Below are 16,184 nucleotides of genomic sequence, written 5' to 3'. Positions count from 1 at the left end.
TCACCCTCATAAATTGTTAGCAATAACAAAGGGGGCGTTGACCATTCAAATTTATGTTGTCAAAAGAGGAGATACATTAAATGAAATTGCCATGCGTTTTAAAACAACGGTAAATGAAATCATTCGGACCAACGACATCGAAACACCAAATCAACTAGTCGTTGGACAAACAATTGTCATCCCTATTAGAGGTCAATTTTATGAGGTCAAACAAAATGATACACTTTATCAAATTGGAAGAAGATTTCAAATTTCGGTAGAAGAATTGGCACGTGTGAATCGGATTCGACCTGAAGCTCTATTGCCTATTCGCTTCTTGCTTTATATTCCACAAAGACCGAAAAGAAATATTAATTCTAATGCTTATATAGAACCACGCGGAAACCAAGTCAGCGAAAATTTAAAGCAAGCAGCCAGAGAGGCATCTCCATACTTAACACATCTCGGCGCTTTTAGTTTTCAAGCGCAAAGAGACGGAACACTTCGCGAGCCACCATTAGATCAATTGCCTCAGATTGCCGCTCAAAGCAGAACGGTTTTATCCATGGTAGTCACAAATCTAGAGAATGATAAATTTAATGATGAACTCGGGCGAATCCTTTTAACAAATCAATCTGTCAAAACAACATTATTAAATGAAATCGTCCGCGTTGCTCAAAAGTATCAATTAAAAGAAATCCATTTTGACTTTGAATATTTACGCCCTGTTGATAAAGAAGCTTACCTTCAATTTTTAAGAGAGGCAACAACTCGTTTTCATCAACAGGGTTGGACTATTTCTGTGGCACTCGCTCCTAAAACAAGCAGTGAACAGAAAGGAAAGTGGTATGAGGCGCATGACTATGAAGCAATTGGTAAGATTGTTGATCATGTTGTACTGATGACTTATGAGTGGGGCTACAGCGGCGGGCCTGCACAAGCCGTCTCTCCGATCGGCCCTGTCCGCCAAGTCATTGAATATGCACTGACTGTCATACCTGCCAATAAAATTGTGATGGGGCAGAATTTATATGGTTATGATTGGACGCTTCCTTATGTTCAAGGAGGCCCTATCGCCAAAGCCGTCAGCCCTCAACAAGCGATCGCCATTGCTAGAGAGAATAATGTATCCATTCTATATGACGAAACAGCACAAGCACCTTATTTCCGTTATACAGATGCTAACAACAAAGAACACGAGGTTTGGTTTGAAGACGCAAGATCCATTCAAGCCAAATTTAATCTCATTAAAGAGTTAAACCTAAATGGAATTGCTTACTGGAAATTAGGTCTATCCTTCCCACAAAACTGGTTGTTGTTATCAGATCAATTTAATATTGAAAAAAGAACGACATCGTAATTCATTCGCTCTATCTCTCAGAAGGGGTATGGTACAATATACATTGGTTTGACAACTTTATAGATAGAGGAGAACGCCTATGTATCCTGCCCCTTTTATTGCAGTGGAAGGCCCAATTGGAGCCGGAAAAACAACCTTGGCTACAATGCTTTCAAAGGAATTTCAATTTCCTTTAGTAAAAGAAATTGTAGAAGAAAATCCATTCTTAGATAAATTTTATGAAGATATGGAACAATGGAGCTTTCAGCTTGAGATGTTTTTTCTATGTAATCGGTTTAAACAGTTAGAATCTATTGAAGAGAACTATGTCAAAAAACAGCAGCCGATTGTCACTGATTATCATGTCTATAAAAATATGATATTTGCAGAAAGAACCTTATCCAAAAAGCATATGGATAAATACAGAAAGATCTATCACTTGCTGACAGATGATCTTCCTAAACCAAATGCCATGATCTATATAAAAGCCAGCCTTCCCACCTTACTTGATAGAATAAAGATGAGAGGCCGATCTTTTGAAGAAGACATTGATCCAGCTTATTTAAAAACCCTGATTGAAGATTATGAGTTGGCCATCGAGCATTTAAAACAAACTGACCCAGGGCTTCCTATCATTACAATTGAAGGCGATCATACAGACTTCGTTTCCTCACAGCAAGATTACCAGCAAATTGTACAGAACATAAAGGAGCAAGTACTATGAAAAATATTGAAATACCAAAGGATGCTGTCATTACAATTGCAGGTACAGTTGGTGTCGGAAAATCGACCATGACGAAAACAATAGCGGACAAGCTAGGGTTTCAAACTTCTCTCGAAAAAGTAGATGATAATCCATACTTAGAGCCTTTTTATTCAGATTTCCAAAGATGGAGCTTTCATTTACAGGTCTATTTTCTAGCTGAACGTTTTAAGGAACAGAAACGAATCTTCGAGTCTGGTGGAGGTTATGTACAAGATCGGTCCATTTATGAGGACACTGGTATTTTTGCTAAAATGCACGCAGACAAAGGTACCATGTCAGAGGTAGACTATGAAACGTATACAAGTCTATTTGAGGCGATGGTGATGACACCTTACTTCCCTCACCCAGATGTCCTCATTTACTTACATGGGGATTTAGATCATATATTACATCGTATTGAAGAGCGCGGGAGAGAGATGGAAACTCAAACCGATCGAGCATATTGGGAAGAAATGTACACTCGATATACGGAATGGATTGAACAATTTGATCTGTGCCCTGTGATTAAAATTAATATTGAAGATTACGACTTACTTCATGATGAAAGCTCACTTGATCCAATTCTTCATGAAATTGCTTCTGTTATTCAAAAAAATCGCTCTAACACAAAATAAAAAAAACCGCTGCATTTCTCGAATGCAGCGGTTTGACAATTTCCAATTTTTATGCGTTTCAATTCAACTAAGGTAAAATCAATATGGCGGAGGAAGAGGGATTCGAACCCCCGCGGGCTTTGACACCCCTGTCGGTTTTCAAGACCGATCCCTTCAGCCGGACTTGGGTATTCCTCCGTATCGACAAGAATTAATATATCATATCATCTTATTTTAAGTCAACATCTTTTCGAAAAAAATTTCAACATTTGATTTTGGTATGATGTTTAGCCTATAAAAAGCTAAAATGAACTTTATTTTAGCCTTTTGTCTTCTTTTCAGCGTAATAGAAAACCTTTGAAGTCTAGGAAGGACGAGTACTGGCGCGGAGCGAATTTGGCATTCGTGAGCACCAGCACGCAGGACTGACAAAGAATGCGAGGGTTTGTCTACACGCTGAAGCAGCCGATTATCGGCTGCTCTTCATCTATTACGTATCCTGTCTAATTTCTTCTATAAAAAGATTCATCTCTTCTTTAAAATCATTTAATGACTCAATAATCTTTGTAAAGTCTGTCACTTGTTTAGCTTGTTCGTTTGTTGAACTGCTGATTTGTGAGATATTTTCAGATAAAGTGCCAATGCTGTCTTGGATTTCTTTTAAAAATGCATTAATGGTTTCAGCTGCTTCCTTTGATCCATCTGATAACTTTCGTACCTCGTCTGCAACAACAGCAAAGCCTTTTCCATTTTCACCTGCTCTTGCCGCTTCAATTGCAGCATTGAGTCCTAACAGGTTTGTTTGTCTCGCAATACCGCCAATGGTTTTGACGACTTCTTCAATGTTTGCGGATTTCTCTTCTGCTCTTCCGGCCTGCTCACTAATTTCTAAGCTTGTCGCAGCCAGTTCTTGAGAATGAGCAGCAATTTGCTCAATTCCACCTTGTAACTCTTTCGCTACTTTATTGATATGTTCCATATAGCCGCTTAATTTCTTCTCACGATGATGTGAAAAAGCCACTAAAAAAGAGCCAATCACTTTTCTATCTTCATCAAAAATCGGATAACCTTTTACAGCAATTTCATAACCATATAAAGACTCTGGCAAATGCCCATCATATTCTTGTCCTCTTAATGTCGTCGCCACGTTTTGGTCCTCTGGGTTTAAAGCGTCCCCTACTTTAATGCCAAAATCTACTGTGGTCGATGGATAATAGCAAAGTACCTTTTCTGTATCAGTGATGCCGAAAAGGACACTTTCATCTAGAACTTTTCTGAGTAATTGAGCCATTTCAACATAATAGTCAAGCCTATTCAAGGTTATTCCTTCTTTCCTAGATGCTTTTAGTTCTTTTATCGGCTTATTTTAGAAAAGCTGTAGAAGTTTAGGTAAAAAGAATAAGATGCCATGACGGCATCTTATTTTATCACTTCTTTATTTCCCATATAAGGACGTAACACCTCAGGAATAATCACTGTTCCATCCTCTTGTTGATAGTTTTCTAAAATGGCTGCAACAGTTCTTCCTACTGCTAAACCAGATCCATTTAATGTGTGGACGTGTTCTGGCTTGGCTTTAGGCTCAGGGCGGAAACGAATGTTTGCTCGTCTCGCTTGGAACGCTTCAAAGTTACTGCAAGAAGAAATTTCACGATACGTATTTTGGCTTGGAATCCATACTTCGATATCGTATTTCTTCGCAGCCGTAAAGCCTAAATCTCCTGTACACATGCTCATGACACGGTATGGCAGGTTCAATAACTGAAGAACTTTTTCTGCTTGGTTTGTTAGTTTCTCTAATTCTTCATAAGAATCTTCTGGTCTGACAAATTTCACAAGCTCTACTTTGTTAAATTGGTGCTGACGGATGAGTCCGCGCGTATCTCTGCCAGCAGAACCAGCTTCTGATCTAAAGCAAGCACTAAATGCTGCATAATTGATTGGCAGCTGCTCTCCTTCAAGAATTTCGTCACGGTGCATGTTCGTAATTGGCACTTCAGCCGTTGGAATGAGGAAATAATCTTCTTCTCGAATTTTAAAAGCATCCTCTTCAAACTTTGGAAGCTGTCCAGTTCCTGTCATGCTTGCTCTGTTGACCATATAAGGTGGTAGTACTTCAGTAAAACCAAATTCATCTACGTGTAAATCCAGCATAAAGTTATAAAGTGCACGCTCTAACCGTGCGCCTAGCCCTTTATAAAAAACGAAACGGCTTCCTGTCACTTTTCCTGCACGTTCAAAATCCAAAATTTTCAGTTCATCCGCTACATCCCAATGCGGCTTTGGTTCAAATGAGAAGGCTGGCTGTTCGCCCCATTTTCTCACTTCAATGTTGTCATCTTCTGTTTCACCGACTGGTACAGAATCATGAGGGATGTTTGGAATTGAGAACAGGATGGTTTGCAGGCTTTCCTCTACTGTTCTTAATTCATCATCCAACTTCTTAATCTCATCGCCTACCTCACGCATTTCTTGAATAATGTGATCGGCGTCTTTCTTTTCTCTTTTTAGAACAGCCACTTGCTGTGATACTTCATTTCTTCGGCTCTTTAATACTTCTGTTTTGCCGATTAATTCTCTTCTTTTTTGATCCAGTTCACCAAACTTATCAAAATCCGCTAAATCTTCGCCTCGATGGGCTAATTTTTCTTTGATTTGATCAAAATCCGTGCGCAGTTGTTTAATATCCAGCATGTGTAACACTCCTTTTTTATCGAAAAATAAAAAGAGCCCTCATCCCATGAAAGGGACGAGAGCTCTCGCGTTGCCACCCTGATTGAAAACACGCCAAAAGCATGCTTTCCTCTTTCCTCTGTAACGGCATCACCGTAAATGCTTACTTCGTGTTTCAGCATTTCGCTCAAGGATGGATTCAGAATGCATCTTTCACCGATTCTCACCAACCATCGGCTCTCTGAGAAAGAGGGGCTTCTTACTATTTCCCGTCAACGCTTTTTCGATCTTTGATTGTGATTTTAATGTACTATAAGTTTTATCTCTTTTCAACCGTTTTATACAGCAAGCTTCGTTTTATAGGACTCCACCATCTCAACAAACAGCTGTGTTAACCGGTGGTCATCTGTCAGCTCTGGATGAAAAGAACAACCTAAGATATTGTTTTCTTTCGCCATCACAATCCTGCCGTCATACTCAGCCATGACCTCTACGCTCTCATCTGCGCTGATGATATGAGGCGCACGGATGAACACTCCTGTAAACGGCGCATCCAGTCCTTTCACTTCTACATCTGCTTCAAAGCTGTCTACCTGTCTGCCAAACGAATTACGTGCAACAGATACATTTAACAGGCCAAGATGAGCATCTTCTCGATCTTCTATATGCTTTGCCAGCATAATCAAACCGGCACAAGTCCCAAATATCGGTTTACCTTGAGCAGCGAACGCTTTAATCGGTTCAATGAATTGGTACGTATCCATGAGTCTTCTCATCGTCGTACTTTCACCACCAGGGATAATGAGACCGTCAACAATTTCTAACTCCTCTACCCGCTTGATGATCTTTCCCGCTGCGCCACAAGCTTCAATCGATTGAATATGCTCTCTCACCGCTCCTTGAAGCCCTAGTACACCAATTGTTAGCATGTTCGTCGCGCTCCCTTAATTACCAGCCACGCTCTTGCATACGCTCTTCTGGCAATAGATTTGAAATTTCAATTCCTTTCATCGCTGTTCCAAGCTCTTTAGAAAGCTCTGCAATCAGGCGGTAATCTGTGAAATGAGTCGTTGCTTCTACAATCGCTTTTGCAAATTTAGCTGGATTGTCTGATTTGAAGATACCAGAGCCGACAAATACACCATCTGCTCCAAGCTGCATCATGAGTGCTGCATCTGCTGGTGTCGCAACACCTCCAGCTGCAAAGTTTACAACTGGCAATTTGCCTTCTTTTTTAATTTGAACCAATAATTCATAAGGTGCGCCCAGATTCTTGGCTTCTGTCATCAATTCATCTTCACTCATTGCCGCCACTTTACGAATTTGAGCATTGACCTTTCTCATATGACGGACAGCTTCTACAATGTTTCCTGTACCAGGCTCACCTTTTGTACGTAGCATTGAAGCGCCTTCTGCAATACGGCGAGTCGCCTCACCTAGGTCACGACAGCCACATACGAAAGGTACCGTGTATTCATTTTTATTTAAATGGAATTCCTCATCTGCGGGCGTCAGCACTTCACTCTCATCAATATAATCAACACCAAGTGCTTCAAGAACACGAGCTTCCACGATGTGGCCGATACGTGCTTTTGCCATGACTGGAATCGTTACTGCATTTTGTACTTCTTCCACGATTCTTGGGTCTGCCATACGGGCAACACCGCCTGCTGCACGGATATCAGCTGGTACTCGTTCTAGTGCCATTACTGCCACTGCGCCTGCTTCTTCTGCGATTTTTGCCTGCTCAGCATTGACGACATCCATAATGACGCCACCTTTTTGCATTTCTGCCATTCCACGTTTTACTCGTTCAGTTCCCTTATTGCTCACAATTGTTTCCTCCCATTTGTCTATTCGATTAATTCAACACCTTTATCATACAAGCGTTAGAGTATAACAATAAAGAGAATAGTATAACAATTCAATCAGCTCATAAAAAAGGATAAACCCTTATATATCAAGGTTTCATAGTTAAAAAGGCATCATTCCCTCTTTTAAGTGTTATTAACATGTTATAATGCATCTATAACAATTCGAAAACATCTATAACAATTCCACACCCATTGGAGGATTTTCATGCATATTGATATCCATCGACATTCAGATACATCTCTTTCGAATCAGATTTACTTTTCCATCGTTGATCACATTCAATCAGGTCTGCTTCAGCAAGGCGATAAGCTGCCGACTGTACGTGATCTAGCGAAACAGCTGAATGTAAGTCTTGTCACAGCAGCAAAAGCCTATACACGGCTTAAGGACGACGGATTTTTAACGACTGTACAAGGAAAAGGTACGTTTGTGAATGAGCAGCATGAGCAAACTGACATCCCGGTTCAGACATCTACTTCTTTCGATTGGCAGTTATCGATCCCTGATTATTTACCAAGGTCTCAATTCGCTCAGTATCACTATGTCGAAGAAACCATTAATCTTTCTTCCTCTATGATTGATCCTGGTCTTTTACCTAACCGGTATTTAGAAAAAGAAATGCAGCATGTCCTAGCCCGGCATCCTCAAATCATGTCAAAATACGGAGAAATACAAGGTGACCTTCAGCTTCGTCAGGTCATTCAATCATTTCTAGAAAAATTAGATGTCCCTTCTACTCCTGAAAATATCCTTGTCACTAGCGGTTCTCAGCAAGGGCTTGATTTAGTAGCACGTACATTTATCGGGCCGGATGATGTAGTTGTCATGGAGGCGCCCACCTATCCAGGCGCAATTGATGTCTTTATGGGGAGAGGGGCACGAATTATTACGGTTCCTGTCGATCATGAAGGAATGAACATGAAACAGCTTCAAAGCATTTGTGATAAATATAAACCAAAGCTCATCTATACCATTCCTACTTTTCACAGTCCTACAGGTGCTAGTATGTCGATGAAACGAAGAAAGCAGCTGCTTTTACTGGCACAAAGCATTGATTGTCTCATTGTAGAGGATGATCCTTATCGTGAGCTTTATTTTGAAAAGAAACCGCCGGCACCCATTAAAAGCCTAGATCACGATGGACACGTCATTTATTTACGAGGATTAAGCAAGACACTGGCTCCAGGATGCAGAATTGGAATTATTACAGCGTCAGGCTCTATATTTAACCGTTTATTAGCTGCAAAAGCCAATAATGATTTAGGGAGCCCGCTTCTCACCCAAAAGGCGATCTTACCGTTTCTCACATCCAAGAAGATGATCGATCATACGAAAAAATTAAGAACTGCCTTGAAGGTGAGACGCGATTTGATGATGGATGTGTTGACAAAGCATGCGCCAAAGGACGTCACGTGGCAAATCCCACAGGGCGGGCTCAATTTGTGGCTTAGCTTTCCTTCCTGGGTCGATACACGTGCCCTATTACATGAGGCACGGAAGCAGCAAATCACCTTTCTGCCTGGCTCTGTCTGCTATCCTGGAGAGCCGAAGCAGAATTATATACGTCTCAGTTTTTCTTATGTGAACGAAAAGGCACTGACAGAAGGGATGGAAAAGTTATGTGGTATTTTTCAGCAGGCCTTGTCTACACCTCAAAACCACAAACAATCTCTTTTCTTTTAACGATAAAAAAACTGCTCTCACATATAGAGAGCAGTTTTTTATTAGAACCAACCTTTTACTGTGTCGACGATTCCGCCCCAAATGCCAGCGAAGAATCCTCCTACACCACGCATTGCAAGGATGAACCAGTTTGCTTTTTCATCACCTGTTTTCGTCACAAGCTCAACACCTGATTGGTCTTTACTCAAATAGCCGTAGTCCTTCTCATCACCAGAATAAGAAGTCGTTAGCATGCCAACCTTCGTTCCTTTTTTAATAGGAGCTTCTAGGTTCTTTTTATCAATATTTACTTTCGCTTTATAGCTCTTCTCATCACCATTTTTAACCGGTACAGAGAAAGCTTCTTTCGTCACGACGGGTACTTCTTTATCTTTCCCTTTATCAACTTCGATGTTTTCATGTCCCTTGATTTGTTGGCCTTTTTTGTACATTTCTTTCATCGTGAAGTTTTTAAAGGCATAATCGAACAATTTTTTCGCCACATCAAAACGAGCTGTATGAAGATTTCCTTTAGCATTCAGGACAACTGCGATCACACGCATGTCACCACGTTTTGCTGTACCTGTGAAGCTAGAACCAGCTGAATCAGTAGAGCCCGTTTTCAGACCGTCTACGCCTTCATATTCTTTCACAAGTCCTTTAAGCATAAAGTTCCAGTTTGGCATGTCCATTTCGTCATCTGTGCCTTCTCTGAACTTTGTTTTCGCGATGCTTGCTGTTTCAAGAATTTCTGGATGATCTTTGATGAGATGCTGTGCAAGCAAAGCCATATCCTTTGCAGAAACTTCGCTTTCTTCATCAGGTCCCGTACCTTTTGGCTGTTTGCCATGTAAGTCTTTATTTTCTAATCCAGTTGCATTCACGAATTTGTAATTGGTTAAGCCAAGTTCTTTTGCTTTTGCATTCATTTTTTCAACAAACTTTGATTCTGATCCAGCGATTACCTCTGCTAGACCAATTGCTGCTGCATTTGCTGAATAAATAGCCGTTGCTTGATAAAGTTCTTTGACAGTATACGAACCATCTTTTCTCAATGGAACATTGGATAAACTACGGTCCTGAGAAATTTCGTACACGTAATCATCTGGCGTATATGTTTGATCCCATTTCACTTTGCCTTCAGCAATCGCCTCTAGTAATAGATACTCTGTCATCATCTTTGCCATACTTGCAATAGGCAGTCTTTGTTCTGCGTTTTTACTATAAAGAATTTTACCTGTAGAAGCTTCAATAAGGATGGCTGCTTTCGCATTCACATTGAATGGATCTTCAGCCGCTTTTGCTTTGGACATTGGGGTAAATGCAGTAACAATCAATGCCAATGCAAGGATAGAGACCATAAGCTGTTTCAACATCTTGCTGTTCAATCGTCATACCTCCGTATTCATCTTTTTTCGACGTTTTTCATATATATTTAATCCACAAGGGCTTATTTCGACACAACAGTATAAATTTTATCACAATAAAGACAAAAAAAATAGACAGAGTCATAGACCCTGTCAAATGTAATTTGATTGTCACAATTTATCAAGAAATTGTGTAGTTTGGTGATTCTTTTGTAATTTGTACATCATGTGGATGGCTCTCACGAAGACCTGCACCTGTCATGCGAATGAATTGTGCTTCTTCTCTAAGAGTACGTAAGTCCTGTGTTCCACAGTAGCCCATACCAGAGCGAATACCGCCAACGAGTTGGTAAACAGTGTCAACAACTGGTCCTTTATACGGTGTACGTCCTTCGATACCTTCTGGAACGAATTTTTTGTTATCTTCTTGGAAGTAACGATCTTTACTTCCTTTTTCCATTGCAGCAACAGAACCCATACCACGATATACTTTGAAACGTCTGCCTTGGAAAATTTCTGTTTCTCCTGGGCTTTCAGATGTACCAGCAAGAAGGCTTCCCAGCATAACAGCATGTCCACCAGAAGCTAATGCTTTCACGATATCACCTGAATATTTAATTCCACCATCTGCAATAATAGATTTACCATGCTTTCTTGCTTCTGTTGCACAGTCATAAATCGCTGTGATTTGTGGTACACCGACCCCTGCAACAACACGTGTTGTACAAATCGATCCTGGTCCAATACCCACTTTTACAATATCTGCTCCAGCTTCAAACAATGCTTTTGTTGCTTCAGCTGTTGCAACGTTACCAGCAATGATATTAAGAGAAGGATACGTTTCACGGATTTTCGATACAGTGTCTAGAACACCTTGAGAATGACCGTGTGCTGTATCAATGACGATCACATCAACATTGGCTTCTACTAATTTTTTCACACGAGTCATTGTATCGCCAGTGACACCTACAGCGGCACCAACAATTAAACGGCCATGTGCATCTTTAGAGGAGTTAGGGAATTCGATCACTTTTTCAATATCTTTGATGGTGATGAGACCTTTTAATGTTCCTTCGTCATCTAAAAGAGGTAATTTTTCAATTTTATATTGCTGAAGGATTTTTTCAGCTTCTTCTAATGTTGTTCCAACAGAAGCTGTCACAAGTTCCTCTTTTGTCATCACGTCGCTAATCTTCATTGAATAATCCGAAATAAAACGAAGGTCACGGTTGGTAATAATCCCAACAAGCTTTTGATCTTGTTCGTTATTAACAATCGGTACACCAGAAATACGATATTTACCCATTAAATGTTCTGCATCGAATACTTGATGATCCGGTGTTAAGAAAAATGGATTTGTAATAACACCACGCTCTGAACGTTTTACCTTGTCCACTTGTTCAGCTTGCTGCTCAATAGACATGTTCTTATGGATGATTCCAAGACCACCTTGACGTGCCATTGCAATCGCCATTTGTGATTCCGTCACAGTATCCATTCCTGCACTAATAATTGGAATGTTCAGCTTTAAAGTGCTTGTTAACTCAACTGATAAATTGACATCACGCGGAAGCACCTCAGACTTTGCTGGAACAAGCAACACATCGTCAAACGTCAAACCTTCTTTTGAAAATTTACTTTCCCACATTAGTAAATCCCCCTCTTTTCGGCAAAATATTATATGTAGATTATCAACTAGGAAACAGCATGTCAAGGAAGCAACAAACAGTTGCAATTTTTAGAAAATATAAAGAGAGTTGAGGAAGAAGATGAAAAGTTCAGGATGGAAGGATTTAAAACGTTTTTACTCACTTGAAACTTCCCAAAAGTTTCTATTTCAACAGTACGAGAAACGGAACATTCAGGAGGCAAACCAGCAGGCCTATAAAAACTGTGAACGATTTATTTACTTTTTAAAGCACGGTCATACATTTTATGACCAAGCCGCATCAGCTCCACTTGAACTAAAACCGATTTTATTGTTTTATGGAATGGCACAGCTGTTAAAAGCATGTTTGCTGACAGTGGATCCCGACTATCCTTCTCAAACCTCTGTCTTAGCTCATGGCGTCACCTCAAGAAAAAGAAAGAAGCAACATTATCGTTTTAGTGAGGATGAAGTCAAGATTCAGCGAAACGGATTATGTATGCATGTATTAAAGCACTTATTTCATTTAAATGGTCTTGAAGATGAACGATTTACGATGATCAATCTCCTTTCAAAAATACCTGAAATGGGTCATATTCTTGAGTTTCAAAAACAGCCCGCGACTTTAGTGAAAGTAGAGCAAGCCAATGGCATGTTGATTCAAGATCATATTCCCTTGCTCTATAATATGTCTGCCGAACGTTTTATTGAATATTTTGAGTTCCATACAACTTGGAAGCTTAAGCAACGAGAGGCTAAAAAACTAACATTTGATGTATTTTCAGAAGAAAACCCTGCTCTTGCTACTCATCTTCATTATGATTTAGAAATGAATCAATGGTTCATTCCAGCAACACGAGATGCCTTTTTAGGGATTCCTGAGATCATCAGCCATTACTTGTTAATGTATAACCTCAGTATGATTGCCCGCTACGAAACAGAATGGTGGTACGAGCTTTTATCTCAATACATTAGTGATGATTATGTCATGATTGAACGTTATATGGAGATTGCAGAGGACAAGTTTCCGGCTTATATCATGATGCTGCTAGAAGAAAACACAAAAAAGACCAGTTCCGACTGGAACTGATCCTTTGAAAAGCTTGGCGGCGTCCTACTCTCACAGGGGGAAACCCCCAACTACCATCGGCGCTGAAGAGCTTAACTTCCGTGTTCGGTATGGGAACGGGTGTGACCTCTTCGCTATCGCCACCAAACCTGATGGAGAGAATGTTCTCTCAAAACTAGATAACAATGTTCATTTTTCACATTAGAATATAGGTTAAGTCCTCGATCTATTAGTATCTGTCAGCTCCACGTGTCACCACGCTTCCACCTCAGACCTATCAACCTGATCATCTTTCAGGGATCTTACTTCCTTGCGGAATGGGAAATCTCATCTTGAGGGGGGCTTCATGCTTAGATGCTTTCAGCACTTATCCCGTCCGCACATAGCTACCCAGCGATGCCCTTGGCAGAACAACTGGTACACCAGCGGTGCGTCCATCCCGGTCCTCTCGTACTAAGGACAGCTCCTCTCAAATTTCCTGCGCCCGCGACGGATAGGGACCGAACTGTCTCACGACGTTCTGAACCCAGCTCGCGTACCGCTTTAATGGGCGAACAGCCCAACCCTTGGGACCGACTACAGCCCCAGGATGCGATGAGCCGACATCGAGGTGCCAAACCTCCCCGTCGATGTGGACTCTTGGGGGAGATAAGCCTGTTATCCCCGGGGTAGCTTTTATCCGTTGAGCGATGGCCCTTCCATGCGGAACCACCGGATCACTAAGCCCGACTTTCGTCCCTGCTCGACTTGTAGGTCTCGCAGTCAAGCTCCCTTGTGCCTTTACACTCTGCGAATGATTTCCAACCATTCTGAGGGAACCTTTGGGCGCCTCCGTTACATTTTAGGAGGCGACCGCCCCAGTCAAACTGCCCACCTGACACTGTCTCCCTGCCCGATAAGGGCAGCGGGTTAGAAGGTCAATACAGCCAGGGTAGTATCCCACCGATGCCTCCACCGAAGCTAGCGCTCCGGTTTCCAAGGCTCCTACCTATCCTGTACAAGCTGTACCAACATTCAATATCAGGCTGCAGTAAAGCTCCACGGGGTCTTTCCGTCCTGTCGCGGGTAACCTGCATCTTCACAGGTACTATAATTTCACCGAGTCTCTCGTTGAGACAGTGCCCAGATCGTTGCGCCTTTCGTGCGGGTCGGAACTTACCCGACAAGGAATTTCGCTACCTTAGGACCGTTATAGTTACGGCCGCCGTTTACTGGGGCTTCAATTCGCACCTTCGCTTACGCTAAGCGCTCCTCTTAACCTTCCAGCACCGGGCAGGCGTCAGCCCCTATACTTCGCCTTACGGCTTCGCAGAGACCTGTGTTTTTGCTAAACAGTCGCCTGGGCCTATTCACTGCGGCTTCTCGGGGCTTTAACACCCTAAGAAGCACCCCTTCTCCCGAAGTTACGGGGTCATTTTGCCGAGTTCCTTAACGAGAGTTCTCTCGATCACCTTAGGATTCTCTCCTCGCCTACCTGTGTCGGTTTGCGGTACGGGCACCTCTCACCTCGCTAGAGGCTTTTCTTGGCAGTGTGGAATCAGGAACTTCGCTACTAAATTTCGCTCGCCATCACAGCTCAGCCTTCACGGGAAACGGATTTGCCTATTTCCCAGCCTAACTGCTTGGACGCGGATATCCAATACCGCGCTTACCCTATCCTCCTGCGTCCCCCCATTGCTCAAATGGTGAGGAGGTGGTACAGGAATATCAACCTGTTGTCCATCGCCTACGCCTTTCGGCCTCGGCTTAGGTCCCGACTAACCCTGAGCGGACGAGCCTTCCTCAGGAAACCTTAGGCATTCGGTGGACGGGATTCTCACCCGTCTTTCGCTACTCATACCGGCATTCTCACTTCTAAGCGCTCCACCAGTCCTTCCGGTCTGACTTCACTGCACTTAGAACGCTCTCCTACCACTGTTCGTAAGAACAGTCCGCAGCTTCGGTGATACGTTTAGCCCCGGTACATTTTCGGCGCAGAGTCACTCGACCAGTGAGCTATTACGCACTCTTTAAATGGTGGCTGCTTCTAAGCCAACATCCTGGTTGTCTAAGCAACTCCACATCCTTTTCCACTTAACGTATACTTTGGGACCTTAGCTGGCGGTCTGGGCTGTTTCCCTTTCGACTACGGATCTTATCACTCGCAGTCTGACTCCCAAGGATAAGTCATCGGCATTCGGAGTTTGACTGAATTCGGTAACCCGGTAGGGGCCCCTAGTCCAATCAGTGCTCTACCTCCGAGACTCTTACCTTGAGGCTAGCCCTAAAGCTATTTCGGAGAGAACCAGCTATCTCCAGGTTCGATTGGCATTTCACCCCTACCCACACCTCATCCCCGCACTTTTCAACGTGCGTGGGTTCGGGCCTCCATTCAGTGTTACCTGAACTTCACCCTGGACATGGGTAGATCACCTGGTTTCGGGTCTACGACCACGTACTCATGCGCCCTATTCAGACTCGCTTTCGCTGCGGCTCCGCATCTTCTGCTTAACCTTGCACGGGATCGTAACTCGCCGGTTCATTCTACAAAAGGCACGCCATCACCCGTTAACGGGCTCTGACTACTTGTAGGCACACGGTTTCAGGATCTATTTCACTCCCCTTCCGGGGTGCTTTTCACCTTTCCCTCACGGTACTGGTTCACTATCGGTCACTAGGGAGTATTTAGCCTTGGGAGATGGTCCTCCCGGATTCCGACGGAATTTCACGTGTTCCGCCGTACTCAGGATCCACTCTGGAGAGAACAACATTTCAGTTACAGGGCTGTTACCTTCTTTGGCGGGCCTTTCCAGACCTCTTCGCTTATATCGTTCCTTTGTAACTCCGTATAGAGTGTCCTACAACCCCAAGAGGCAAGCCTCTTGGTTTGGGCTGTTCCCGTTTCGCTCGCCGCTACTCAGGGAATCGCATTTGCTTTCTCTTCCTCCGGGTACTTAGATGTTTCAGTTCCCCGGGTATGCCTTCTCATACTCTATGTATTCAAGTATGGATACTACTCCATTACGAGCAGTGGGTTTCCCCATTCGGAAATCTCCGGATCAAAGCTTGCTTACAGCTCCCCGAAGCATATCGGTGTTCGTCCCGTCCTTCATCGGCTCCTAGTGCCAAGGCATCCACCGTGCGCCCTTTCTAACTTAACCATTTCTTACTTTAGAAAGAATCACTATGTGTGATGAACTTTGCATTGCATTCAATGTGAATGTATTACTTATT

Annotated in this window: 11 protein-coding genes, 1 tRNA gene, 2 rRNA genes and 1 other annotated feature; of the genes, 5 read left to right on the top strand and 9 right to left on the bottom strand. The window is 42.5% G+C overall.

Annotated features, from left to right (window positions below; translation table 11 throughout):
* The first annotated feature begins 37 nt into the window (after window positions 1-37).
* The 3 genes from NST09_RS00120 to NST09_RS00110 all read left to right on the top strand — a co-directional run bounded on the left by NST09_RS00120 (window position 38) and on the right by NST09_RS00110 (window position 2,698).
* Window positions 38-1,339 (top strand): glycoside hydrolase family 18 protein, encoded by a 1,302-nt coding sequence (locus NST09_RS00120; RefSeq protein ID WP_342493233.1) that lies wholly within the window; start codon window positions 38-40, stop codon window positions 1,337-1,339.
* A gap of 79 nt (window positions 1,340-1,418) precedes the next feature.
* Window positions 1,419-2,042 (top strand): deoxynucleoside kinase, encoded by a 624-nt coding sequence (locus NST09_RS00115; RefSeq protein WP_017366700.1) that lies wholly within the window; start codon window positions 1,419-1,421, stop codon window positions 2,040-2,042.
* The gene (locus NST09_RS00110; protein ID WP_024719578.1) at window positions 2,039-2,698 is read left to right on the top strand and encodes a deoxynucleoside kinase; all 660 of its coding nucleotides are present in this window, start codon (window positions 2,039-2,041) and stop codon (window positions 2,696-2,698) included. Before NST09_RS00115 ends, NST09_RS00110 begins: the two co-directional genes overlap by 4 nt.
* 84 nt (window positions 2,699-2,782) lie before the next feature.
* On the opposite strand, the gene NST09_RS00105 is transcribed toward NST09_RS00110, so the two are convergent.
* From NST09_RS00105 to pdxS, 5 genes are all read right to left on the bottom strand, one after another.
* Window positions 2,783-2,875: transfer RNA gene (locus NST09_RS00105), tRNA-Ser, on the bottom strand.
* Between the two features lie 292 nt (window positions 2,876-3,167).
* A complete protein-coding gene (locus NST09_RS00100) occupies window positions 3,168-3,995 on the bottom strand; it encodes a methyl-accepting chemotaxis protein (protein WP_008342025.1) in 828 nt (275 codons plus the stop codon).
* Window positions 3,996-4,096: 101 nt separating this feature from the next.
* Window positions 4,097-5,371 (bottom strand): serine--tRNA ligase, encoded by a 1,275-nt coding sequence (serS, locus tag NST09_RS00095; RefSeq protein ID WP_008342028.1) that lies wholly within the window; start codon window positions 5,369-5,371, stop codon window positions 4,097-4,099.
* A 48-nt stretch (window positions 5,372-5,419) separates the two neighbouring features.
* Window positions 5,420-5,635: a binding site (T-box leader), on the bottom strand.
* A 53-nt stretch (window positions 5,636-5,688) separates the two neighbouring features.
* The gene (pdxT, locus tag NST09_RS00090; RefSeq protein ID WP_008342030.1) at window positions 5,689-6,279 is read right to left on the bottom strand and encodes a pyridoxal 5'-phosphate synthase glutaminase subunit PdxT; all 591 of its coding nucleotides are present in this window, start codon (window positions 6,277-6,279) and stop codon (window positions 5,689-5,691) included.
* A 19-nt stretch (window positions 6,280-6,298) separates the two neighbouring features.
* Entirely contained in the window at window positions 6,299-7,183 is an 885-nt protein-coding gene (gene pdxS, locus NST09_RS00085) for a pyridoxal 5'-phosphate synthase lyase subunit PdxS (protein WP_025206589.1), read from the bottom strand.
* Window positions 7,184-7,429: 246 nt separating this feature from the next.
* Here pdxS and NST09_RS00080 point away from each other — a divergent pair, with 246 nt between their 5' ends.
* Entirely contained in the window at window positions 7,430-8,908 is a 1,479-nt protein-coding gene (locus NST09_RS00080; RefSeq protein ID WP_342493232.1) for a PLP-dependent aminotransferase family protein, read from the top strand.
* Window positions 8,909-8,949: 41 nt separating this feature from the next.
* Here NST09_RS00080 and NST09_RS00075 read toward each other — a convergent pair whose 3' ends face one another.
* Entirely contained in the window at window positions 8,950-10,275 is a 1,326-nt protein-coding gene (locus tag NST09_RS00075; RefSeq protein ID WP_008342036.1) for a D-alanyl-D-alanine carboxypeptidase family protein, read from the bottom strand.
* A gap of 160 nt (window positions 10,276-10,435) precedes the next feature.
* Window positions 10,436-11,902, bottom strand: coding sequence for an IMP dehydrogenase (gene guaB, locus NST09_RS00070; RefSeq protein ID WP_008342039.1), 1,467 nt, complete (start codon window positions 11,900-11,902; stop codon window positions 10,436-10,438).
* 121 nt (window positions 11,903-12,023) lie between these two features.
* Between guaB and NST09_RS00065 the strand changes: the two genes are divergently transcribed.
* Window positions 12,024-12,992 (top strand): YaaC family protein, encoded by a 969-nt coding sequence (locus NST09_RS00065; protein WP_072368517.1) that lies wholly within the window; start codon window positions 12,024-12,026, stop codon window positions 12,990-12,992.
* An 11-nt stretch (window positions 12,993-13,003) separates the two neighbouring features.
* On the opposite strand, the gene rrf is transcribed toward NST09_RS00065, so the two are convergent.
* Both rrf and NST09_RS00055 read right to left on the bottom strand, forming a co-directional pair.
* Window positions 13,004-13,119: ribosomal RNA gene (gene rrf / locus NST09_RS00060) — 5S ribosomal RNA — on the bottom strand.
* A gap of 61 nt (window positions 13,120-13,180) precedes the next feature.
* A 23S ribosomal RNA gene (locus tag NST09_RS00055) occupies window positions 13,181-16,111 on the bottom strand.
* Between the last annotated feature and the right edge of the window lie 73 nt (window positions 16,112-16,184).

The organism is Bacillus sp. FSL W7-1346, assembly GCF_038593335.1.
In the GTDB taxonomy this organism is placed as follows: Bacteria; Bacillota; Bacilli; order Bacillales; family Bacillaceae; genus Bacillus; species Bacillus altitudinis.
The sequence above is the reverse complement of the archived record's forward strand: the minus strand, read 5'-3'. Positions and strand labels throughout refer to the sequence as shown.